Below are 22,497 nucleotides of genomic sequence, written 5' to 3' on the forward strand. Positions count from 1 at the left end.
ACAAGCTTAGCCGGCAGTTTAGCCGGAACCGCCAACAAATACCCAGCTAAAACGTGAGCGCTCCATAGACTTCGGAGTTAGAGCCTTGAGTTTTGGTTTTCCAGAGGCTGAGCAGAGCCCCTATAGAACCGGGACCGATCAATTTTCGAAGTAATTGATTATCAGCTTGCCGCCGGACATCACCAAATCAGGGTATTCCAACAACTTAAGCTTTTGCGTCGGATCACCTTTTACCGCGATCAGATCGGCCGGCGCGCCGGGTAATAAGGAGCCAAGCAAGGGCGTATTCAGGTATTGACCCGCTTTGGAGGTTGCGGTCCGCATCACATCCAACGGCGTCATTCCGGCCAGATGTTGCAGGTACAGCAATTCCTGCCCATCTATGCCCCAGGGAATGTCGGGATGAGCGATTTCCGCGCCATATAAAAACTCCGCGCCCAACTCGGCCAAGCGCCTGACATTGCTGTTCACGCCCGGACATTTCGACAAAGTATCGATGGTGCCGACGATTCTGACCTGTTGCGCCACGGCCCGCTGCAATTGCGCGTCCGGCAAACTGTCGCAGGGCGCGTGGGCCCATTCGTCGACACCGGCATCCAAGGCCAATTGCGCGCCTTTGGGCTCGGCAAGATGCGCCGCCACCCGGCGGCCGACTAGATGCGCTTCGTCGACAATGGCCGCCAACACCGCCGGCGCTAACATCGGCCAGCTATGTGGTTTATCGTGCGCTTTGCTGCGTGGGTCTTGGGAATGAGCGTGCGTGTGTCCGCCAGACCAAGGCGCGCCCGCTTCGCCGCCGGGCTCCAGCGCCACTTTAATCACTACCGCGCCGCCTGCCACCAGTTTACGCACCGCTTGCCGCGCCTGCTGCTCATCGGCTACCGGCATGGCAATGTCGGTTTCGCCAAGGTTAGGGATCGGGTAGCCTGCCGGCGCGGTTAGAATCGGCCCGGACGTCATCAGCCTTAAGCTGCCGTCGCCGCCGTAAGGCTGATGCAGCGGCCCGCCGACATCACGCACCGTGGTGATGCCATGGCGCAGCACGGTATCAGCCGGTACGTGTTGGTAGCTAAGATGCGCGTGCAATTCAATAAAGCCCGGCAATAAGGTGGCATCGCCTAGCTCAAGCCGAGGCGCATCGCTATCGTTAAACGCTTCCCGGCTGTCTATCCTGGCGACCTTCCCGTCGCTTATCAGCACCGCAGCATCGCTTCTGAGCGTATAGCCATCGAAAACCCGCGCTGCCGCGATGAGCAGCGGTTGGTCTTGGGCGAAGGCGATGCTGCCCGGCAAGGTCAGCACCAGCGCGGAAAGCAATTGGAGGCAGCGGTTGAAACTAGATTGAGATTTCATGGCTATTTCGCAAAAAGCAGTGCCGGCGAAAGCCGGCGCTGTCGAGTTGATGGGGATTAAATCGCCTAGAAGCTGGCGGCAATACCGATTTGCCCCCAAATACCCGGCATTTGATAACCAGGGCGATAGACATAGCGTTTATCAAACAAGTTTTCCACGCTGACAAACACTTCGCCTTTTTTGCCTAACTCGGCAATAGGATAGGCCAGCCGGGTATTCGCCACAGTAAAGGCTTCGACACGTTGGTTATTCACCTCGGCGACATTCCGGGCGCGATTCAACGCCCAAGTTCTTGATTGGTATTGCAGATCGAAAGAAAAGCGCAGCGGACCGATGGGGCCGTTGATGCCGGCGGTCACCGCTTGTTCCGGGGTGTAGGGCAAATTCGGGATGCTGGGGTTGAGTAGCGTCAATCCGGCAAATAGACTCCAGTCGGCGATCAAGTCTTGTTTTACCGACGCTTCCAAGCCACGCATCCAGTACGAGCCGTAATTGATATAAGCACCCTGGGTTAAGTCGAACACGTAGCGATTCTTGACGTTATCGATGAAAAAGCTCAGGTCGATTTGCGTACTTTTAAAGGGCGAAGCTTTCAAACCCACTTCAGCATGATCGACGTTTTCCGGCGACAAGTTTTGCCAGCCGTCGGCTGAAAAATTCGGCAAAAAGCCGCCGGAAAATAGATTTAACGGCACGTTCGACAAGGCGCCTGAGTTAGCCGCCGCGTCAATGCCGGGATAGTTGACGCCGTTTGAGACGTTGCCGAACACGGTTAAATCTTCGGAGACAAATGACAAACCGGCATGCGGGGAGGCTTTGGACTGGTAGTGGCTATGGTCGTAAAAACGCACTCCGACAGACGGGACCATCACCCACTCTTTGCTCAGCACCAGGTCGTGACTCAAGGCCAGGTAAGGACTGGTGAGTCTAAAAGTGGGGGTAGCGAATTGATAGACTTGGTTGCCGGTCTGGCTGCCCAGGTTAGTCACTTTACCGTTCAGCCACTCGTTATCTATCCCAGCCGTTAAGGTGCCGCCCTGCCAGGGCGAAAGCTGTTCCTTCCAGCGAAAACCGTCCATGCTGTATTGGCTGAGCAGATTCGAACGGTTGTCGGCAAAACCGGTGAAGTAAGTATTTTGACTCAACCAATTACCGTCGCCGCCGTTATGGTAGAGAGTAAATTTGCCCTGCCAATCGCCGTGCGCGTGGCTGAGGCTGGCGGCGACCATGCCGGCAACCGTATCGTACTCGCCGATAGGCAGTGTTACTCCGTATTGTCCGGGGTCGCCGGCCCTATTATCCGCGTACAGAAAAGTCACATCCGAGCGCCATTGCGGATTTAGCTGGTAGCCAGCCTTGCCCATCACGTTGCGTAATTCGCCGTAGCCGTTTTGGCGGTGGCCGTCTGATTTGGCGTAGCCTTGCGCCAGTGAGAAATCGAAATCGCCGTACTTGCCTTGCACATCCGCTTGTTCGGTAATCGTGCCGAAAAAGCCGCCGGACAATCGGCCGCTGCCGTGCAAACCGTCCTCCGCCGCAGCCTTGGTTTGCAGATTGATAGAACCGAAATTGTTGCCGTTGATAGCCGGCTGCGGGCCCTTGTAAACCGTAATCGATTGCATGCCGTTGACGGGCAACAAATCCAGCAAAGGATGGTTCCAGGTAGCCATATACAAAGGAATATCGTCGATATAGGTCTTGATCTCGCTACCCGGACGGCCAGAGCCCTGACCGCGAATCGAAACCGCGCCGCCCTGGTCGCCGCCGAAGGCGCCGACGGGGTTATAGCGGGAAATTTGTACGCCGGGTGTTCTTTTCAGGACGGACGCCAAGTCCAAGGCATTTTGGTCGCGGATTTGTTCTTCAGTGACGACCGCAGATACGCCGGAGAACTCGTCCACATGATTTTCTTCGATAACAGGGTTGGCGACTACCTCGGTGGAATCGAGCTGGTCAGTCTTTTCCTCTGCCAGGACGGCGGTACCGGCTTGCAGTAGCGCAAAAAAAACCAGCAAGGATTTGGGTAAATTCAGTAAGGGCAGCACGGCGTATTTCATGATCATTCCAGTCAACATTCGGCAAAAATAAAACCCTATCCACCGAACATTTATCGCTGAATGTTCGAATATGGAAAGCGTTTATCACAATGCTGATTTTAACGAATCACTCGCAACCGCCTGAGTTACTTTCATATGCTAAAAGTAATATTTTTTATGCTATAAGTAGCAGCCGGTAATATCCGAATTTTCGACTACCTCATCAAAAAAAACTCAGCGGCCTATTTAGCAACTATTAATTAAGCCAAATAACATAGTTTAAATAAAATTGCTTATTAGCACCAACACTGGGATTGCCATGACGAAGAAAACGGCGGGACGCTGGCGCATCAAAAACGACGAATTGCAATCCCGCCAGCAAGGCAACTGCCTGACTGAGTATCTGCCGGATGACATAGGCAAAGGCTACTCGACATTATTTCCGCTCGACCCAGACTTGAACTATATCGAAACCCATTATCAGCCCAGTCAGGATCTAGCTATTCTGACCCGAATGGATCAGCACAACCCTCGCCTGGTGGTGACTTTGGGCATGCAAGGGCAATCGAGATTCGTTGATGCGCAGGGCCAGGAAATTACTTTTAATGAAGGCTATACGTCGATAACCGCATTCAGCTCCAGTATTGGCGAACGCCAATATCAAGCCAATAATCCAATGGCCCAAGTGCGGTTTTCGATGAGTAAATCTTGGTTGAGTCGATACTTCGGCGAAAATACCGCAACGCGATTTTTTAATAAGAACGGCATTAGTTTAATAAGTTATAAACCCATTTCAAATAGGGCATTAATAGCCACGCGACAGCTATTAAATTGCGATCCGAATAATCCGGCAAGACATGTATTTATGCACGGCCAAGCCCTGTCGATATTAGCCGCGGAAATGACTCATCTATGGCAAGATAATCGGAAGACATCGCCGGTATTTTCAAAAAAAGACCAAGTCATTGCCCAAGCCGCGCATAACATTCTGTTAAATGAATATAAAAACCCGCCATCGGTTGCCGAATTATCCAGACGCGCCGGCACCAATCAATTTAAATTAAAACAATTGTTTCATCACTTTTTTAATACGACGCCGTATGGCTTATTATTAGAGATTCGCATGAAAACCGCCTATCAGTTATTAGAATCCAGCCGCTGTCAAATCGATGTTGCCGCCGCCTATGTCGGCTACAATCACGCCAGCAATTTCAGCACTGCTTTTAGCAAATATTTCGGCATATCCCCCCGCAGTATCGCCAAAAACCACACATCCAAACCTTAAGAGGTTAATATACCTGCGACGCTGACCAAATCCGTGCGTCGGTAGCCGGCGCAATGATGTGCATTTTGGACTCGCAAGCCGTCAGGCCGAACCGATACGGCCCTATCCTCAACCTATTCGCCCTTACCGACGCTCTTAAGCCAAGCCACCAGTGCCCGCCGACACTAATCAGCCGCAAACCATCCAAACTCCCACGCCTATCTTGCCGCTGCCTAACAGCCGCCTCGGTCTGAGTTATATGCTGGTCGCTTGTGTCTTGTTTTCGGTGATGAACGCCGGCGCATACGCCATCGGCCTATTCGATACCGGCTTGCCGCCCAGCATGATCAGCTTTATCCGCATCCTGGCCAATTTCTTGATCCTGACAATTCCGGCGCTGATCGGCGGCCGACTGCTCGGCCTGTTCGGCGACGCCCGCCCCTCGCTGTGGTTGCGCGGCTTGTTCGGCAGCACGGCCTTGATGCTGTCGTTTGCGGCCATCGTCCGCATCGGCCCCGGCGAGAGCGCATTTTTGACCGCCAGCAGCGGTGTGTTCGTCATGTTGTTAGGGCCACTGGTTTTGGGCCAAAAAAACTCGCTATTGGTTTGGCTGGCCATTATCGGCTCGTTCAGTGGGGTATCGCTGCTATTTGATTTCGAAAATAGCCACAACTTATTCGGACAAGCCATGGCCTTGCTGGCCGGCCTGTTGTCGGCGCTGGCCTATTTGATGGTGGCGCGTGCCGGGCGCAGCAATACCCCGCAAACGGTAATTTTCTATTTTTGCCTGGTGGGCTTGGCGTTACACGGCATTTATTTTGCGCGGTTTGGCTATCGCCTGCCGGGCTCGGCGGAAAGCTGGGGCTTATTGCTCCTGGTAGGCGTGTCGGGCAGCGGCGCGCAACATTATATGACTCGGGCTTATCAAGCCGCGCCAGCAGCCTTGGTGAGCTCCATAGGGTATTTGGCCCCGGTATTAAGCTTAGCCTGGAGCGTCTTGCTATTCGAACAAATTCCCGGCCAAACGGCCCTGATCGGCACTACGCTGATTTTGGTGTTTGGGGTGATGTTGCCGTTTCTGCGTTAAGCCAAACTGGCTAAACGCCTGTTCTTCAGATACCGGGTTGCTTGCAACGCCTGACCATCGGCATGTCATTGCTGAATTGGCAGTCGCTTTCGAGACCAGATTTTAAGCGGCAACCTTGCAATAAGAAGGAACCCAACTGCGGGCGACCATGTAGTCCGGCAATTGATTAAAATCAAACGCTTCGCCGTGAGCGATCATTTGCTTGACATCGAATAATTCGCCCACTTCCGGAATGTCCTGATAAAACAGTATGTAAAACGGCTTAACCAGATAGCGGGCAATCTTAATGCCCACCGACCCGATGAAATTACGGCGTTGTCCGACGTGCGCGACTTCGTCGATGGTGATTTCGTCCAGCAAGGCTTTCAGACGATCTCTAACTTCCGGCTCGTCGGCCAATAACTCGTCGAATAAGGGATACAAATGGCAATAGAAGCTGACACCCATTAACTCGGTGACGAAGGCCGGCGTATCCATCAATACCCCCGGCAACTTCGGAAATTGTTCGTAGATCATTTCCTTAAACGGGGTCAACGGTTCCCATACCACCCGCTCTAATCCGCAGGTTTTCAGCATTTCATCAAACAAACGCCAATGGCAAAACTCTTCGGCCAGATGCACTCGGGAAATTTTGTCTTCCACGCTATGCGAATTAGCCATATCCGGCACCACATCCCAGGCGCCTTTGATACCTACCCACTCGTGGCGCGCGAATTTATAAATACCGCAGAGTAATAAGGTCAGCCTGTCCAAGGATTTTGGATCGTCCACCATCTTCACATAATTACGATAAAATGCTTCCGGGTCCGCTAAGGGCTTGTGCAAGCGCACCGGATTATTTTGAAAATAAGCCAATCGCTCGCGCTTTTTAGCCAAATCCCGGTCCGCTTCCAATAACTCACCGCCATGTTGTTGGGTAAACAGCCAATAATCAGCAAAATTTTCTTGCCGTTGCACGTCGCTGGCTGGCGTAAAAATAGAACGATATTTGAGCTGAGTCACAAAAAACTTCCCAATCTGTGGCTGAAAACACAGATTCTAACGAATTAATGACTTAGAGGTGGATTTTAAAGTTTTTCCGTCGTGATCGTTCGATTCCCGCTGCATTCCCAACCACATCAACGCATCGTCACGATTATTAAAAATCCGATAAACCCAATCGGCATCCCGCGGCATTGACAACATAACTTGGGTGGTTAGCTGACTAATATGGGTATACACCACAAATGCCGCCGCTTTAATACCAAGCAAAGTACCCATAGCAGTTTGCGAGGCAAAGTCATAGTGATAGGCGTTTACTTTGTGCACCAGCAGCAGATAGGGCCTCTGCAAATGCGCCACGATCCAAGCATGATATTCGTCGACAAGCGCCAAGTTGAGTTCCACTCCCTCATCGACAATAAACTCCGCCAAGTCCTCATCCAGCTTGATGGCATTACAAAAACTTAATCTATATCGCTCCATCATCCCTCCTCAGCCTACTGGCGTGTCAACTCTGTTGACAGTATCGCACAACCAGGAAAACTCTAACGACAAAGTTATCGCCGCCAAGCTTTTTTAGCACCGTTCTAAATGAAAAACTAAACCGCGCCGTCCGCCAAACGGCCGTCCACAATGCGCAACTGCCGCTTGGCTCTGCCGCCGATATTTTGATCGTGAGTGATGATGATTAAAGTCACGCCTTGCTGATTTAAATTCTCCAACAACTCGATGATGTCCTGTCCAGACTTGCTGTCCAGATTGCCGGTCGGCTCGTCGGCCAGCAAAATACCGGGTTGCATGATCATCGCCCTGGCAATGGCAATGCGCTGCAACTGGCCGCCGGACAATTGATTGGGCTTATGCTCGGCACGATCCAGTAAACTCACGGACGCTAGCGCCTGTAACACCCGCTGCTTGCGCTGCTTACTATCAACCCCGGCCAGAATCATCGGCATTTCGATGTTTTCCGCTGCGGTGAGCCTGGGGATCAAATGAAAAAATTGAAACACAAAGCCGATATTGTCGCGTCGAATCCGCGCCAGCTCGTCATCGCTTTGCCGGGTGACATCGGTGCCGTTTAATAAGTATTGGCCGGCCGAGGGCTGATCAAGCAGCGCGACAATGTTTAACAGCGTCGATTTGCCCGATCCTGACGGCCCCATCACCGACACATATTCGCCGGGCCCGATAGACAGGTCTATCCCGTTCAAAGCCTGTACGGTCTGCTCGCCGACCTGAAATACCCGGCGAATGCCACTGAGCTGAATCATGGCTTGACACTGACCGTTACGCCGGCCGCCACGCCTTCCTTGCCAACCGACGTCACTACTTGATCGCCCGCTTTCAGCCCGGACAGTACTTCCGTAAAACTCCAGTTGGATAAACCGGGCTGGAAGCTCTGTTCATGCAACACATGGTCTGCGTCTATCAACAATACGCGATGATTCTCCAGAATCGCCTCGGCCGGCAAACGCAGCGTGCGCTCTTTTTGACTGAGCAACACTTCAATGTCGGCGCTGTAACCCGGCAACAGCTCCGCCAGATCTTTGGGATCGCGCAAGGTCACTTCCACTTCCACCGTGCGCGCCTGTTTTTCCTTTTCCAACACGTAGGGCGCGACGCGGGTGACAATGCCGGAACAACGCTTATCCGGAAACGCATCCAGCGACACACAAGCACTCATGCCGGTCTTGATGCTGGCTGCGTCCACTTCATCGATAGGCGCGGAAACGGTCAAACAGCTGACATCCAGCAAGTCAATGGGCGGCAAGGTTGGAATCCCCGGCGGCGACGGTGTAACAAATTCGCCCAACTCGGCATTCACTTCCGCCACCGTGCCGTCAAACGGCGCTTTCACCAAGGTACGCAGCACCGCCGCTTCCGCCACGCCCAATTGCGCCTCTGCCACCTCAATGGCTTGCAGCGCGGCCCGGCATGCCGCGCGCTGCGACTTGCCGCCCGTCACTGATTTATCGACTTGCTCCACAGACACCACGTTTTTGTGTTTTTGCAATTGCGTCATCCTGGCCGCTTCCCGCTCCGCGCCACCGGCCAATTGGCAAGCTTGTTCTGCGCTGGCTCGGCTGGCATTGATCTGGGCTTTTTGCAGTTCAACCTGAGCTTTTAAGTCCTGGTTCCAAACCTCCAATAACACCTGACCCTGCTTGACTTTGTCGCCCTCCTTAACCCGCAGCTGCGCCACTTGCCCGCCGGTTGCCGGCGCCAGATAGGCCCGCCGACACGCTTTGACCGTACCCACCCGGGTATTCGCTACCGTCGCCCGCACCTCGCCTTCCGCCAAAGTGTAAGCCTCCACTGCCACCGGCTGCGGGCGGCGGCTATAGAGAAATAGTGCGGTGACAGCTATAAGCAAGGCGGCAACAATCAGCGTTTTACTTTTCATGGCGCGAGAGGGCGGATGCGTTGTACAAATTGGGATTCCACTTTTCTGAGCTTTGCTTTGGTTGGCGATAACCGGGGCGAAGTCCTCGTTGCATTTTCTAGTTCGCCACGTGACCACCCTACATTTTGTGGGTAGTAATCGCCAGTAGGGCTTGCTGGTAATGCCGGTAACGCTGGCGGCCGGCCTGTTTGCACGCTTCGCTGTTGTCCAATATTTCCAGGATACGCTCGGTCGGGGCGGTGGTCGGCGGGTACAAACTGGATAGGTTGACGACAATTTTCTGCCAGCCCTCAGGAATGTTTTCGCCACCAATTAGGATGGTGCCGGTAAATGCCGGGATTTCTCCGCGATAGGTTTGGTGCGGAATAAAACTGCCGGCCCGGAAGGTCCACAAGGCTTTATCGATTTGCTCGGCTTGCTCCGCCGAGTCGGTCAGCACATAGGGAAAATGGCCGCTACGGTAGATTTTCTCGATCAGCTTGCAGGCGAAATCCTGGCGTTGTTGCTGGTCATGGGTCGCCAGCACGTAGAAGCTGACTTCGGGGAGGGATGGCGAATGACTGGGGTCGGTCATGTCGTTTTAAGCCTGCGGAAAGTGCAGGGGCTTTCGCGACACCGGATCACCGCGAAAGCCTCTGTTACGCTCGGCCTTAAGCCGAGGCGCGGTTTAGCAAATACTGGCTTACCAGCGGGACCGGCCGGCCGGTTGCGCCTTTGTTGGCGCCGGTGCGCCAAGCGGTGCCGGCGATGTCGATATGCGCCCAGCGGTATTCTTCGGCAAATTTGGATAAAAATACCGCTGCCGTGATGCTGCCGCCGTCCGGGCCGCCGATGTTGGCCAGATCGGCGAAGTTGGATTTTAGTTGCTCCTGATATTCTTCCCAGATCGGCATGCGCCACACCAAGTCGCAGGCGGCATCGCCGGCGCTCAGCAAATCGTTGCAGAGTTTGTCGTCGTTGCCGAACAAGCCGCTCGGTACCCGGCCCAAGGCGACGATACAGGCGCCGGTCAAGGTCGCCATATCAATGACCACATCCGGGTTATATTTCTTTGCGTAGGTGAGCGTGTCGCACAAAATCAAGCGGCCTTCAGCGTCGGTGTTCAGGATTTCGATGGTTTTGCCGGACATGCTGGTCCAGATGTCGCCGGGTTTGTTGGCCGCGCCATCCGGCAGATTTTCCGAGGCCGGAATCAAGCCGACGATGTTCAGTTTCAGATTCAACAATGTCGCCATGCGCACCAGACCTAACACGCTGGCGCCACCGCACATGTCGTATTTCATTTCGTCCATGCCCAGGCCGGGTTTCAAGGAAATGCCGCCGGCATCGAAAGTTAGACCCTTACCGATCAAGACAATGGGTTTGGCGTTGCTGTCGCCGCCTTGGTAATCCAGACAAATCAATTTAGCAGGCTGACGGCTGCCGCGCGATACCGACAGAAAGGAGCCCATGCCCAGGGCTTCCATGTCGCTTTCTTCCAAAATCTCGCAGGTGAGTTTGTCGTGCTCGCCGGCCAGAGCCAGGGCTTGCTCGGCCAGATGCGTGGGCGTGCAGATATTGCCGGGCAGGTCGGCCAAGTGTTTGGCCAATTCCATGCCTCTGGCGATGGCGATGCCTTGTTGCAGGCCCGATTCGGCCAAAGCTTGTTGACTATCGTCGGCCACTACAGCCAGCTTTTGCAGCGGATTTTTGTCGTCGACTTTTTTGGTGGCGCTGTATTGGTACAGACCATCGTTGAATACTTCTACAACTTGGCGGGCTTTCCATTGGCTGTCCGCACCGTTGACGTCTATATCTAGCAGTGCGCAGCTGGCGGCGCTGACTTTACTGTCCTTGATGATTTTGATCGCAGCCGCCAAGGCTTTACGGTATTGCTTGCGCGTGACCTTGCCGCGCTCGCCAAACCCGAGCAATACGATGCGAGCGATATTGCCGTCGGGCAGGTTATTGATCAATAAGGTTTCGGCGTTTTTGCCCCTGATGTCGCCGCGGCCGATTAATTTGCTCAACAAACCGCCGAATTGGCTGTCCAGTTGGGTTGCCGCCGGGCTGAGTTGTTGATTTTCGTAGATTCCGACCAGCAGACAGTCGCTTTGCAGTTTGTCTAAGGGTGAGCTTTCTATAGAATAGTCCATGAGAGTAGTCTGTAAGTATCTGGGATTGAGGGGTTGCGCCGGATGCAGCGGTCTGTGGTTCGATTATACCTTAGAAATTAGGAGTGAGTTGTTGAGCATTGAGCGAGGATTACCCAGCGCGGGCCGGCCTTTCCGGCTGTTGACGGTGCTGGATAAAATGATAATCAAGGAGCTGTTTCACACCGTCACCGCCGTGTTGGTCGTGTTGGTGGTGATCATCGTCAGCCGCAAATTTATCAAGGTATTGGCGCAGGCCATCGAAGGCAATATCGCCAACGATACGGTGATGACCTTACTGGGTTTGAAAATCGTCGTCGCCACGACCACCTTCCTGCCCGCCGCGCTGTTCATGGCGGTATTGATGGTATTGGGCCGCATGTACCGCGAGCAGGAGATGGCGGCAATTTCCTCGGCCGGCGGCAGCGTGTTTACCATTTATCGGGCGATATTCATGCTGGTCATACCGTTAAGTCTGGCGGGTATGGCGCTATCGATGCTGGCTTCGCCGTGGGCGGAGGCCAAAACCGAGCAGTTGATGCATCAGGATAAACAAAATGCCGATATTCGCGGCATCGCTGCCGGCCGCTTCAGCGAGTACAGCGACGGCGAGTTGATTTTTTACACCGAAAACGTCGATGACGAAGGCCGCATGCACAAGGTGTTCGTGCAAAACAAACAAGGCGACAAAGCCGGCGTGGTAAACGCCGAATACGGTTGGTTGAAAAATTTGCCCGGCGGCTTGTATCTGGTGTTGGAAAATGGCGAACGGATTCAAGGCGTACCGGGTAACAAGAACTTCACCATTGAGACATTTAAAGAATATGCCGTGCTGATCGAAAAAAAGGTCACCATTTTGAATTTGGGCCGCGAGGCTACTACTACCGAGAATTTATGGCTGTCTCCGGAACTGCGCGATGTCGCCGAGTTACAGGATCGTTTCAGCACGCCGTTAGGGGTTATTTTATTGGCTTTTCTGGCAGTGCCCTTAGCTAAGCTGTCGCCGCGCGGCGGCATATACGGCAGTATGCTGGTGGCTTTTGGGATTTATTTCGTTTACGGCAATTTGCAGAGGGTCAATCACAGTTGGGTAATCAGCGGGGCGCTGCCCTCCTGGCTGGGCTATTTCTGGGTGGACGCCTTGTTACTGGTCTTGGGTTTGTTAATGTTGATGCGTTTGTACGGCTGGCAATGGTTGTCGCAAAGTCTTAAGGAGAAGCTGTCATGATCAACGTATTGACCATTTACATCGTCAAAGAAGTCGTCAAGGGCTCCTTAATTGCGGTGATATTGTTATTGACGCTGTTCAATCTGTTCAGCTTCAGCGACGAGTTAAAAGATTTGGGGCAAGGCGGTTACGGCTTGAAACAGATTTTATGGTTTTTGACCTTAACCTCACCACGGGTATTTTACGAATTGGTACCGTCGGCGGCGTTGCTGGGTAGCTTGTTCGTCGTGGGCTCGATGGCGAATAACCGCGAGATTGTAGCGATGCGCGGCGCCGGTTTATCCATCGCCTGGATTATCAGAACCATTATGCTGGCAGGCTTGCTGTTGGTAAGCGTTGCCGTACTGGTGGGCGAGTTCGTCGCGCCGTCTTGCGAACGCGCCGCGCAAGTGCTGAAAACCACGGCGCTGCACGACGGCGTGGTGATGCGCTCGCAATACGGGATGTGGCTGAGAGAAGGCAATAGCTTTATCAACGTCCGCAAAATTCTCGACGATGGCTCGCTGGCCGATGTACGCATTTACGATGTCGACGATGCACATAAACTCGCCCGCATCACTCAGGCCGAACATGCGCAGTTTTTAGGCGACAAACAATGGCGCTTGGAAAGCGTCAAACAATCCGAAATCAATCGGCAGCAAATTTATGCCGGCACTCAAGCAGAACAAAGCTGGAAATCCAGCATCGACTCGGATTTGTTGAAAGTGGCCGTCGTTAAATCCGACAACCTGTCGCTTTACGATTTGTTCATGTACATCGACTTCCTGAAGCAGAACAATCAAAAGTCGCAAAGTTACGAGTTGGCATTCTGGAGCCGTTTAATCAACCCGTTTGTAACCTTTGTGATGTTGATGGTGTCGGCGCCATTTGTGATTGGTATCGGTCGCGGCACCAGCACCGGCGCGCGGATTATGATGGGTATCGTGATCGGGATGACGTTTAACATTTTCGACAAGATTGCCGGCCATGTCGGTTTGGTTTACGACATGAATCCGATGTTGATGGCGATGTTGCCGAGTGCTTTGGTGTTTTTAGGCGCGCTGATCGCGGTTAAGCGGGTCAGCTAGGCGGCATAGTTGTCTCTCCACGGACCGGAAACCCCTTGCTTCCGTTCCGTGGAGCGTTATCACGGCAGTTATTTGCGCGTCATGAACAAATAAAGAAACTTACATTTCAAAATCGCATCTTTTTCGTCCATTTCCACCACCGCGCAATCTTCGTATTTTTCCCGGCCAGGTGTGACTTGCTTTTTTATCACGCCGTCGGCCACGCTATATTTGATTGGGATGGTCATTTCCCCGATGCCGCTACGCGCATCTTCACCGGTGGTTATCAAGGTGCCGTCTTTTTGAAATTCCCAAGTGACGTGCAAGGGCTTCTTTTCGCGGTCGAGAGCCAGGGCTTCGTGAGTGACCTGCCATTTACCCAGTAATTTGGAGTTATCCGCCAGTTTGACTTCGGCATTGGCGGTGCCGGCGGCAACGGCGGCAAACAGGGAGAAAAGTATTGTTATTGTTTTCATCGTATATTCCCGGCTGGTAGGTTGATCGAGCCTGGAATATAGCATATCCGCTTTTGCCGTCAGCGCTTTTCTTCCTGAAAAACCAGCCGGGTTTTTGACAGGTAATCGTGCCAGCATTGGCCGTTTTTATCGAATAGGCACCAGAAAAACCCTAGCCCCAAGCAAGCCCAGGATAATAAACCGCCAACGAAGCGGACGCTGGCTTGCTGCCAATTGGGAGAGCGACCATCCAAGGCGCTGACTTTAACTTTCCAGGCGCGCAAACCCAGGGTCTGGCCGCCGTGGGTCCAAAACCAGCCATAGAAAACAAAGCTGATGCCGAGCAGATAAAGTGGATAAAAAAACTGATCGCTGGCAAATGCTTGGCCGGCGTTAAAAGGCAGAGCGATGGCCGTGGCGAAAAACCATATCGCCAGCAGTAAGAAAGCATCGTAACCAGCAGCCGCCAGCCGACGCAAAAAACCCGGAGGGGACGGTAAATCCACGCCGGGTTTTGGGGTGCTTGCTTTAGCGGATTGTCGCAATTATTTGTCGAAAATCGCTAGTTTTTGCCCCATGTACATGCTCATGCCCACCAGCGCGCCGATCATGACAATTGAAAATAAAAAGGGCGGTCTATGGAAAACCAATAATGCGAAATCGGCGACGAATAGACTAGTAAATACAGGCTGGTCTACAAAACCCAGTAAAATTTTTTTAAACATACGCTCCACTCTCCGATATAAATTCCCCGTCACCGGCCTAAGGGCGACAAGTACAGCCAATTTTTATGTTATTACACCAAAATATTCGGCGAATGGCGAAATTCTACATTTAACCCAAGGGAATGTAAAAGAATGTGCTGGATTGAGCTTAAATCTGGCGAGGTGTTATGATAAGACCGCTAGGACGTTCGCGCCCGAAGCCTCGAAAAAGCTGGCACACGTCATTCTAAATTAAGGGATAAAGTCATTTTTAGTTTCTTCAAAAAAATCTTTTCACCGGATGAGCAAATTGCCGAACCGGTTAATGAATCGGCGGGGTCGAGTGCCGTGAAGATTTATCCGCGTTCAGAGCATTGCATTTCTCGTGCACAAATCAGCGAAAACGCCCTGAAAGTGCTGCAACGCTTGAAAAAGGCCGATTACGAGGCCTATTTGGTGGGCGGCTGCGTCAGGGATTTGCTGCTGGGGCGGGAGCCTAAGGATTTCGACGTGGCCACTAACGCCAGCCCGGAGCAAATCAAGCAAGTATTTCGTAATTGCCGAATTATTGGCCGGCGCTTTCGACTGGCGCATGTGTTTTTCGGCCGCGAAATTATCGAGGTGGCGACGTTTCGCGGTTCCGAATCCGAAGAATCTGACCAGCAAGTCGTTCATGAAGACGGCCGGTTATTGCGCGACAACGTGTTCGGCACGCTGGAACAGGATGTCTGGCGCCGAGATTTCACCGTCAACGCACTGTATTACAATATCCGCGATTTTTCCGTGGTGGATTATACCGGCGGCATGCAGGATCACGCAGCGGCTGTCATGCGTCTCATCGGCGACCCGGAAGTACGCTATAGAGAAGACCCGGTGCGGATGCTGCGCGCCATCCGTTTTGCCGTAAAGCTGGGTTTTACGTTGCATCCGGATACCGAAAAGCCGATTTACGCCCAAGCCGATTTATTGAAGAGCATCCCCTCGGCGCGTCTTTACGATGAAGTCATTAAATTGTTTTTGTCCGGTTACGGTCTGCAATCCTTCGAGATGCTCAGGCATTACGGTTTGTTTGCGATTTTGTTTCCGGAAACCGACCGCTGCCTCGCCAGCGAAGATCACGATTTTCCGCGCTTGTTCTTGATCCGAGCCTTGGAAAACTCCGACACCCGCTTCAACGACGGCAAAACACTGACGCCTTATTTTTTATTAGCTGCCTTGTTGTGGGAGCCGCTGCAATTGGCCGCGCAAAGACGCATCGCCCACGGCGAAAACGAAACGCTAGCCTATCAGAACGCCGCCAACGAAGTGCTGACCAGACAAATCAAGGTCACTGCGCTACCGCGCCACATCACCCAATCGATGCGCGAAGTTTGGTTCTTGCAAAACAAATTCTCCAGAACGGTTGGGCCAAGGCCTTATCGTTTGCTGGAGCAGCCTAAATTCAGAGCAGCGTACGACTTTTTGCGGCTACGCGCGGAAACCGGCGGCGCCGATCCGGAACTGGTCGAATGGTGGACACGTTTTCAGGAAGCCGACGATGCGGAGCGGGAAAGAATGACCGCGCCGCCAAAATCCGGCGGCGGTAAACCCCGTAACCGGAAAACCGGTCGTTACCGTTCTCGAGGCAAACCCGCCCCCGTCGGCAATGACGCTAGCTAAGTCAGCTGTCGAGGCCTATATAGGCTTGGGCAGCAATCTCGAAGACTCTGTCGATCATGTCAATCGGGCCAGACAGGAAATCGCGGCCTTGCCAGGTGTGGTCGAAATTGCCTTCTCGCCCTTGTACCGCAGCTTGCCGGTTGGGCCGCAAGATCAGCCCGATTACGTGAATGCGGTGCTGCGAATTTCGACCGAGCTGGGACCTTTGGTTTTGCTCAGACAATTACAGCAAATCGAAAACCAGCATGGCCGGCTGCGCAACGTGCGTTGGGGAGCCAGAACCCTGGATTTGGATGTATTGCTTTACGCACAACAGCGCATTAACGAACCGGACCTGATTGTGCCGCATCCGGAGCTGTCGAAGCGCGCCTTTGTGTTGTACCCCTTGGCCGATGTAGCAAGCAGCGATTTGACCATTCCGGGCTTGGATTCGTTGCCACAACTCTTGGCGGCTTGTCCTCCCGGCGGTTTGCGGAAAATAGCAGTATGAACTTATATGCCGATGCCTTAAAGGCGCTGACGATCAGCGATCTGGCGGCAATGAAACGAGCCGGCGAGAAAATCAGTTGTCTGACTGCTTACGATGCCAGCTTCGGCGCGCTGTTGGACAGAGCGGGTATCGACGTACTGCTGATCGGCGATTCGTTGGGCATGGTGATACAAGGACACGGCAGCACCTTGCCGGTCACACTGAGCGATATGGTGTATCACAGCCGTAGCGTGGCAATGGCCAGGAAGCGAGCTTTTGTGGTTACCGACTTGCCGTTTGCCAGTTACGCTACACCGGAGCAGGCATTGCTGAATGCGGCAAGCTTGATGCAGTTGGGTGGCGCGCAAATGGTCAAGCTGGAAGGCGCCAAGCTCGACGTCATTCGCTTTCTGGTGGATCAAGGCATTCCGGTCTGCGGCCATCTAGGTCTGTTACCGCAATCCGTAAATCGCTTAGGCGGTTATAAAGTGCAGGGTCGTGAAGAACAGCAAGCCAAACAAATTTTGGCGGATGCGGAAAAAATCGAACAAGCCGGCGCAAGCCTTTTAGTGCTGGAATGCGTGCCGGCGCGACTGGCCGCCGAAATAAGTCAGCGCCTAAGTATTCCGACCATAGGCATCGGCGCTGGTGTTGATTGCGATGGCCAGGTGTTGGTGCTGTACGACATGTTGAATATCAGCACCGGCAAGCGGCCGCGCTTTTCTAAAGACTTTATGGCCGACGCCTCCAGCATAGAAGAGGCGGTGCGCCACTATCATCAAGCGGTTAAATCCGCGCAATTTCCAGCGTCCGAACACAGTTATTAAGCGTATGCAGATAGTCACCAGCGTCGCCGCCTTGAGAGAAGTCATCCGCCAATGGCGGCAAGCCGGCCATAGCGTCGGTTTCGTGCCGACCATGGGCAATCTGCATGCCGGGCATATCAAACTGGTTAGCACGGCCAAGCAACAGACCGATAAAGTGGTGGTCAGTATTTTTGTCAATCCCACGCAGTTTGGGCCGAACGAAGATTTTGCCAGTTACCCGCGCACCGAGCAGCAGGATCAGGAAAAGCTGATAGCCAGCGACGCCGATTTACTGTTCTTGCCGGCGGTGACGGAAATGTATCCGCAAGCCACGCAAACCGGCATTTCAGTCAGCGGCTTGTCGGCCCTGCATTGCGGTTCCAGCCGGCCCGGACATTTTGACGGCGTAGCCTTGGTTGTTTGCAAGCTGTTGAACATGGTCCAGCCCGACCTGTTGTTGTTGGGCGAGAAGGATTTTCAACAACTGACGCTGATTCGGCAAATGGTCGCCGATTTGAATATACCCGTTGCAGTCCAGGGCGTGGCAACGGTTAGGGAGGACGATGGCTTGGCGATGAGTTCCCGCAACGGCTATCTGACCGACCAACAAAGACAGCACGCGCCCAAGCTCTATCAAGCCTTGATCGCTGCACGCGACGAGATTTTAGCAGGGCATGTCGATTATCCAGCTGTGGCGGAACGGCAGCGCCAAAATCTGCAGCAAGCCGGTTTTGCCGTCGACTATTTCAGCATTTGCCGTAGCAAGGATTTATTGCCCGCCAGCACCTGCGACGCTAATCTGCTGATTTTGGCTGCTGCCAAGCTGGGCACTACTCGCCTGATCGATAACTTGTATTTTTCTAAAATAAACAACTGACTGCGTTGGTTTTTACCTTTGAAAGCTAATGCTTAAATTTGATAGCAGAGTCAATTTCAGGCATAATCGCCGGCCCTAGTATTCGACCTTGTTTACCATGAACATAAACATGCTTAAAGCTAAGTTACACCGTGCGCGGGTAACGCATTCCGAGCTGGATTACGAAGGATCGTGTGCTATAGACGGTAAAATTTTGGATTTTTCCGGCATCAGGGAGTACGAGCAAATCCATATTTACAATATTAACAATGGTCAACGCTTTACCACCTATGCGATTCGCGCCGAAGAAGATTCCGGCGTATTTTCGATTAACGGTGCAGCTGCAAGGTTGGCGTGCCCTGGCGATTTGATTATCGTTTGTGCGTTCGCCAGCTTAGACGAGAAGGAACTGACGAACTACAAGCCGACTTTGGTGTATTTCGACGGCAACAATCGTATTAGCCATTCCAGTCATTCCATTCCTGTTCAGGCCGCCTGATTTAAACATCCGCCGGCAAACGCAATCGCCGGTGGATGTTTGCATTTTTTAAGCTTCAGATACATCTATCTCACTGACCTTCTCGGTCAGGGTGATGCTTTGTTCGATTGCCACCAATACTTTTTGCATGCCGATGCGTTTGTTGGCGTTGATTAAGATTGGCGATTTGATCGAGCCTTTAATGGTCGGCTTACCATTATCCTGCTCGTTGTCTTTGTGTAGCAGAATTAATATCACCAGTTCGTCGCCCGGCTCTAGTTGCAGCAGCGCTTCTTCGGGGTCGGTTACCGTAAAGTTATAATTGATGTTGAAGTGCGACGGATGAGCCGCGGAAAAAGTCAGCTCCGCGTTATCGACCGATTGCAGCCAATAGACAATCTCGCTGCCTTCCTGATGAAATAATTTAAAGCGGGTCTGATCTTCAAAACCGGGTAGGCCGCGCGGAAAATTGATGATAGTGTCCGGATTGATGTCTTGGTTGCCTAACAATTTCGATTGAATTTCCATGATCCCGCCCGTATTCGTTGAAGTCTAAGTTAACAGCATTAATCAATGCACCAATGTATAGCACGGAAAGGGGTATTTGCAATGCCGATTGTGGGCGACCCGCTCGGACACTCTTGCTTTATCATGCCCGACTCCCTAAAATTGCGCGCTTCTTTCAGGTGTTTGCGCCGCTTTCTCGGCCAAGCTTAAACAGGAAGTCGGTGCGGCGGTTTTAACCGCCCATGCCGGCGCTGCCCCCGCAACGGTAGATAAGTAAAGAGCTGCGTTTTTGCCACTGTGCGCTTTGCATGGGAAGGTCGCAGATCAGGCCTCAAGCCACTTATAAGCCCGGAGACTGGCCCGGAAGATCATTCGAGACAGCGGAGGGCTGTTGACGGAATGGTCTGAGTCCATGCCTAGCCTGCCTCCGTCTTTTTCGTTTTCCGTTTTTCCTCTGTCCTTTTTCACCCGGATGCGCGGCGGGCGCAGAGGATAATATGCAAACAATTCTATACAGATCTTTATTGCTGGCGAGTACGCCTTTTACAGTGTGGGCGGCGACTAGCGATGAGGCTATCAACCTTGCTGAAACAGTCGTGACGGCTACCCGAACCGAGACTCGGCAGAACGAATTAGCCACGGCGATGACGGTTTATAATCGTCAGGACATCGAGAAACTTCAGGTCAGAACCCTACCCGAATTACTAAAAGGCACGCCGGGTGTGGACATGGTGCAAAGCGGTGGTTACGGCAAGGACACCAATCTCTATCTGCGCGGCACTAACTCCGATCATGTACTAGTTTTAATCGACGGCATCAAGGCCGGCTCGGTGACCACCGGCACCAGCGCATTTCAGTTTATTCCTATAGATCAAATCGAACGTGTGGAAATCACTCGAGGCCCGCAGTCCAGCCTCTATGGCTCGGAAGCGATCGGCGGGGTGATTCAGATATTTACTCGCAAGGGCGGCACCAGTGAACGGCCGAACATTGCGCTGGAAGCCGGCGGCGGCTCATACGACACCTATAACGGCTCGGCGGCCGTCAACGGTAAATGGGGCAAGGCTTGGTATAGCTTGAGCGCCGCTCAACTCGGTAGCCAGGGCATCAATGCGCTGAGCGGTGTCAGCGTCGCGAGCGGCTATAATCCGGACCGCGACGGCTATAACAACACCAGTCTGAATGCCAAAGCCGGTTACCGCTTCGACAACGGCGCGGAACTGGAAGCATTTTTCCTGCGAGCCGAAGGCGAAACCGAGATCGACAACTCCATCAGTAGCACCACTGAGTTTGTCAATCAGACACTAGGAGCCACAGCCAGCGCAAATTTCAGCGATAGATGGAAATCCACTTTGCGGGTGGGACAAAGCATGGACGATGCCGATCAGTTTCGGCATAACGGTCGGTTTACCAGCCGTTTCAACACCACGCGCTGGAACGCCAGTTGGCTGAACGAACTGGCCTTGCATAAGGATCACCAATTGACAGTGGGCGCCGATTACCGCTTCGACGAAGTCGACAGCACCACACGCTATGTCGAAACCTCGCGTTACGATGTCGGAGTGTTCGCTGATTTGCACAGCCGGATTTTCGACAAGCATTTTTTGAACGCTTCCTTGCGGTGGGACGAAAACCAGGCTTTCGGCGATAGTGTCACCGGCAATTTCGGCTGGCGGTTTAATTGGGATTACGGTCTCAGCGCTTTTGCCAGTTTCGGCAATGCGTTTAAGGCGCCGACCTTTAACCAGTTATACTTCCCAGGCTTCGGCAACCCCGGCTTGCGTCCGGAAAAGTCCACCAGCTTCGAAGCCGGTTTTGCCGGCCATCACGATTGGGCCAACTGGGAACTGCGCGCTTATCACACCAATATCGAGGATTTGATTGTATTTAGCGGCACGCCGTCCACCGCCAGAAATATCGGCAAGGCGCAGATAGACGGCATAGAAGCCGAAGTGTCCGCGCCAATTTTCGGCTGGAACAACAAACTAAGCATGAACCTGATGACACCGAAGGACAGGCAGACTAATTTGCGCCTGCCGCGTCGAGTGACGGAAAGCTTGTCCTATGATGTCTCGCGCTCGTTCGGTGACATTGATATTGGTGCCTCCGTGCTGGCTCAGAGCGAACGATTCGACGACGCCGCGAACCGGGTCCGTCTGGGCAGCTTTATGACCGCCGATCTGCGTACCGCTTATCGCATCGACAAAAATTGGATGTTAAGCGCCAAACTGAATAATATGTTCGACAAACGCTATCAAACGGTTAACACCTATAACAGCTTCGGCAGAAATTTCTATTTTTCGATCCATTACAATTATTAAACCTTTTTTGGAGAACCCTATGAGTTTGAATCAAACCTTGGCTGTTAAACCCAGCGCGGTCGCGTTGATGGCCCTGATGGCCGCCACCCGCTTTCACCATTTCGGCACCCCATTCGCATTGCCGGACGCTTCATTGGCGGTGTTTTTTTTCGCCGGCTTATGGCTGGGCGGACGCTATTTGTTCGCCTTACTGCTGGCGGAAGCGGTGCTGATTGATTACTTGGCGATCACTAAACTCGGTGTCAGCGATTTTTGCGTGTCAAAAGCTTACGGGTTTCTGGTGTTTTCTTATGGCGCAATGTGGCTGGGTGGCAAATGGTGCCGACAATTCACTGGGTTGTCGATAGCCACCTCCGCGCAACGCCTGATGGCTCTAGTAGCGGCTACATCCATCGCGTTTCTGTTTTCCAACGGCAGTTTTTACTGGCTATCCGGACGCTATCCCAACGGCTCATTCGCGCAATATATTGAGCGCGTTGCGATGTATTATCCGCCTTATCTGACGTCCACCTTGATCTATGGTGTGGTCATTTTTGGCTTGGTAACTGTCGTAAAATCCTTACTGGCTGCCAAAGCCACTCGCGAAGCCCTCTAACAGCATTCCAGAATCCAGCGCGGCGATTTTCATCGCCGCGCTGGTCATGAATATGTCGGCCAATATGCCCCTTTCCGCTCTCCCAGATTTGCAATACCTGTTTATCCAACGTAAAT

Annotated in this window: 23 protein-coding genes and 1 riboswitch; of the genes, 11 read left to right on the forward strand and 12 right to left on the reverse strand. The window is 52.9% G+C overall.

The features are described from left to right. Positions 1-138: 138 nt before the first annotated feature. Complete coding sequence (locus CWO84_RS10945; RefSeq protein WP_101052685.1) at positions 139-1,353, reverse strand: amidohydrolase family protein; 1,215 nt, start codon at positions 1,351-1,353, stop codon at positions 139-141. 65 nt (positions 1,354-1,418) lie between these two features. Further along, complete coding sequence (locus CWO84_RS10950; protein ID WP_084153304.1) at positions 1,419-3,410, reverse strand: TonB-dependent receptor plug domain-containing protein; 1,992 nt, start codon at positions 3,408-3,410, stop codon at positions 1,419-1,421. Positions 3,411-3,708: 298 nt separating this feature from the next. On the opposite strand from CWO84_RS10950, the gene CWO84_RS10955 reads away from it, so the two are divergent. Together CWO84_RS10955 and CWO84_RS10960 are read left to right on the forward strand one after the other, a co-directional pair. Beyond that, positions 3,709-4,674, forward strand: coding sequence for an AraC family transcriptional regulator (locus CWO84_RS10955; protein WP_101052687.1), 966 nt, complete (start codon positions 3,709-3,711; stop codon positions 4,672-4,674). 151 nt (positions 4,675-4,825) lie between these two features. After that, a complete protein-coding gene (locus CWO84_RS10960) occupies positions 4,826-5,740 on the forward strand; it encodes a DMT family transporter (RefSeq protein WP_225892931.1) in 915 nt (304 codons plus the stop codon). Positions 5,741-5,842: 102 nt separating this feature from the next. On the opposite strand, the gene CWO84_RS10965 is transcribed toward CWO84_RS10960, so the two are convergent. The 6 genes from CWO84_RS10965 to CWO84_RS10990 form a co-directional block, all read right to left on the reverse strand. Continuing rightward, positions 5,843-6,742 (reverse strand): hypothetical protein, encoded by a 900-nt coding sequence (locus tag CWO84_RS10965; RefSeq protein ID WP_033156814.1) that lies wholly within the window; start codon positions 6,740-6,742, stop codon positions 5,843-5,845. 36 nt (positions 6,743-6,778) lie between these two features. Continuing rightward, positions 6,779-7,204, reverse strand: coding sequence for a hypothetical protein (locus CWO84_RS10970; protein ID WP_033156815.1), 426 nt, complete (start codon positions 7,202-7,204; stop codon positions 6,779-6,781). Between the two features lie 116 nt (positions 7,205-7,320). After that, complete coding sequence (locus CWO84_RS10975; RefSeq protein WP_033156816.1) at positions 7,321-7,992, reverse strand: ABC transporter ATP-binding protein; 672 nt, start codon at positions 7,990-7,992, stop codon at positions 7,321-7,323. Beyond that, positions 7,989-9,125 (reverse strand): efflux RND transporter periplasmic adaptor subunit, encoded by a 1,137-nt coding sequence (locus CWO84_RS10980; RefSeq protein WP_101052689.1) that lies wholly within the window; start codon positions 9,123-9,125, stop codon positions 7,989-7,991. The genes CWO84_RS10975 and CWO84_RS10980 overlap by 4 nt, the downstream gene beginning before the upstream one ends. A gap of 118 nt (positions 9,126-9,243) precedes the next feature. Further along, the gene (locus CWO84_RS10985; protein ID WP_033156818.1) at positions 9,244-9,699 is read right to left on the reverse strand and encodes a DNA polymerase III subunit chi; all 456 of its coding nucleotides are present in this window, start codon (positions 9,697-9,699) and stop codon (positions 9,244-9,246) included. Positions 9,700-9,775: 76 nt separating this feature from the next. Further along, entirely contained in the window at positions 9,776-11,260 is a 1,485-nt protein-coding gene (locus CWO84_RS10990; RefSeq protein WP_033156819.1) for a leucyl aminopeptidase, read from the reverse strand. A gap of 91 nt (positions 11,261-11,351) precedes the next feature. Here CWO84_RS10990 and lptF point away from each other — a divergent pair, with 91 nt between their 5' ends. Together lptF and lptG are read left to right on the forward strand one after the other, a co-directional pair. Continuing rightward, positions 11,352-12,485 carry an LPS export ABC transporter permease LptF gene (gene lptF, locus CWO84_RS10995; protein ID WP_033156820.1) on the forward strand — a complete coding sequence of 378 codons (1,134 nt, stop codon included), beginning with the start codon at positions 11,352-11,354 and terminating at the stop codon, positions 12,483-12,485. After that, positions 12,485-13,552, forward strand: coding sequence for an LPS export ABC transporter permease LptG (gene lptG, locus CWO84_RS11000; RefSeq protein ID WP_033156996.1), 1,068 nt, complete (start codon positions 12,485-12,487; stop codon positions 13,550-13,552). The genes lptF and lptG overlap by 1 nt, the downstream gene beginning before the upstream one ends. A gap of 68 nt (positions 13,553-13,620) precedes the next feature. Here the strand turns inward: lptG and CWO84_RS11005 are convergent, their stop codons facing one another. From CWO84_RS11005 to CWO84_RS11015, 3 genes are read right to left on the reverse strand one after another with little or no spacing between them, the layout of a single operon-like run. Then, the gene (locus CWO84_RS11005; RefSeq protein ID WP_033156821.1) at positions 13,621-14,007 is read right to left on the reverse strand and encodes a hypothetical protein; all 387 of its coding nucleotides are present in this window, start codon (positions 14,005-14,007) and stop codon (positions 13,621-13,623) included. A gap of 59 nt (positions 14,008-14,066) precedes the next feature. Next, entirely contained in the window at positions 14,067-14,531 is a 465-nt protein-coding gene (locus CWO84_RS11010) for an RDD family protein (protein ID WP_033156822.1), read from the reverse strand. Then, complete coding sequence (locus tag CWO84_RS11015) at positions 14,532-14,711, reverse strand: hypothetical protein (RefSeq protein WP_020483849.1); 180 nt, start codon at positions 14,709-14,711, stop codon at positions 14,532-14,534. Between the two features lie 327 nt (positions 14,712-15,038). Between CWO84_RS11015 and pcnB the strand changes: the two genes are divergently transcribed. The 5 genes from pcnB to panD all read left to right on the forward strand — a co-directional run bounded on the left by pcnB (position 15,039) and on the right by panD (position 18,979). Continuing rightward, entirely contained in the window at positions 15,039-16,349 is a 1,311-nt protein-coding gene (gene pcnB / locus CWO84_RS11020) for a polynucleotide adenylyltransferase PcnB (protein WP_033156823.1), read from the forward strand. Then, positions 16,336-16,839, forward strand: a complete 504-nt coding sequence (gene folK / locus CWO84_RS11025) for a 2-amino-4-hydroxy-6-hydroxymethyldihydropteridine diphosphokinase (protein ID WP_033156824.1) — start codon at positions 16,336-16,338, stop codon at positions 16,837-16,839. The genes pcnB and folK overlap by 14 nt, the downstream gene beginning before the upstream one ends. Further along, positions 16,836-17,645, forward strand: a complete 810-nt coding sequence (gene panB / locus CWO84_RS11030) for a 3-methyl-2-oxobutanoate hydroxymethyltransferase (protein ID WP_033156825.1) — start codon at positions 16,836-16,838, stop codon at positions 17,643-17,645. The genes folK and panB overlap by 4 nt, the downstream gene beginning before the upstream one ends. A 4-nt stretch (positions 17,646-17,649) precedes the next feature. Continuing rightward, the gene (panC, locus tag CWO84_RS11035; RefSeq protein WP_033156826.1) at positions 17,650-18,501 is read left to right on the forward strand and encodes a pantoate--beta-alanine ligase; all 852 of its coding nucleotides are present in this window, start codon (positions 17,650-17,652) and stop codon (positions 18,499-18,501) included. A 97-nt stretch (positions 18,502-18,598) separates the two neighbouring features. Further along, positions 18,599-18,979, forward strand: coding sequence for an aspartate 1-decarboxylase (gene panD, locus CWO84_RS11040; RefSeq protein WP_033156827.1), 381 nt, complete (start codon positions 18,599-18,601; stop codon positions 18,977-18,979). Positions 18,980-19,027: 48 nt separating this feature from the next. On the opposite strand, the gene fliW is transcribed toward panD, so the two are convergent. After that, a complete protein-coding gene (fliW, locus tag CWO84_RS11045) occupies positions 19,028-19,486 on the reverse strand; it encodes a flagellar assembly protein FliW (RefSeq protein WP_033156828.1) in 459 nt (152 codons plus the stop codon). 139 nt (positions 19,487-19,625) lie between these two features. Then, positions 19,626-19,844, forward strand: a riboswitch (cobalamin riboswitch). Positions 19,845-19,962: 118 nt separating this feature from the next. Between fliW and CWO84_RS11050 the strand changes: the two genes are divergently transcribed. Together CWO84_RS11050 and CWO84_RS11055 are read left to right on the forward strand one after the other, a co-directional pair. Beyond that, positions 19,963-21,786, forward strand: coding sequence for a TonB-dependent receptor (locus tag CWO84_RS11050; protein ID WP_051670006.1), 1,824 nt, complete (start codon positions 19,963-19,965; stop codon positions 21,784-21,786). Positions 21,787-21,805: 19 nt separating this feature from the next. Further along, complete coding sequence (locus CWO84_RS11055; protein WP_033156829.1) at positions 21,806-22,381, forward strand: hypothetical protein; 576 nt, start codon at positions 21,806-21,808, stop codon at positions 22,379-22,381. Positions 22,382-22,497: the final 116 nt, after the last annotated feature.

Source organism: Methylomonas sp. Kb3, assembly GCF_002834115.1.
GTDB lineage: Bacteria > Pseudomonadota > Gammaproteobacteria > Methylococcales > Methylomonadaceae > Methylomonas > Methylomonas defluvii.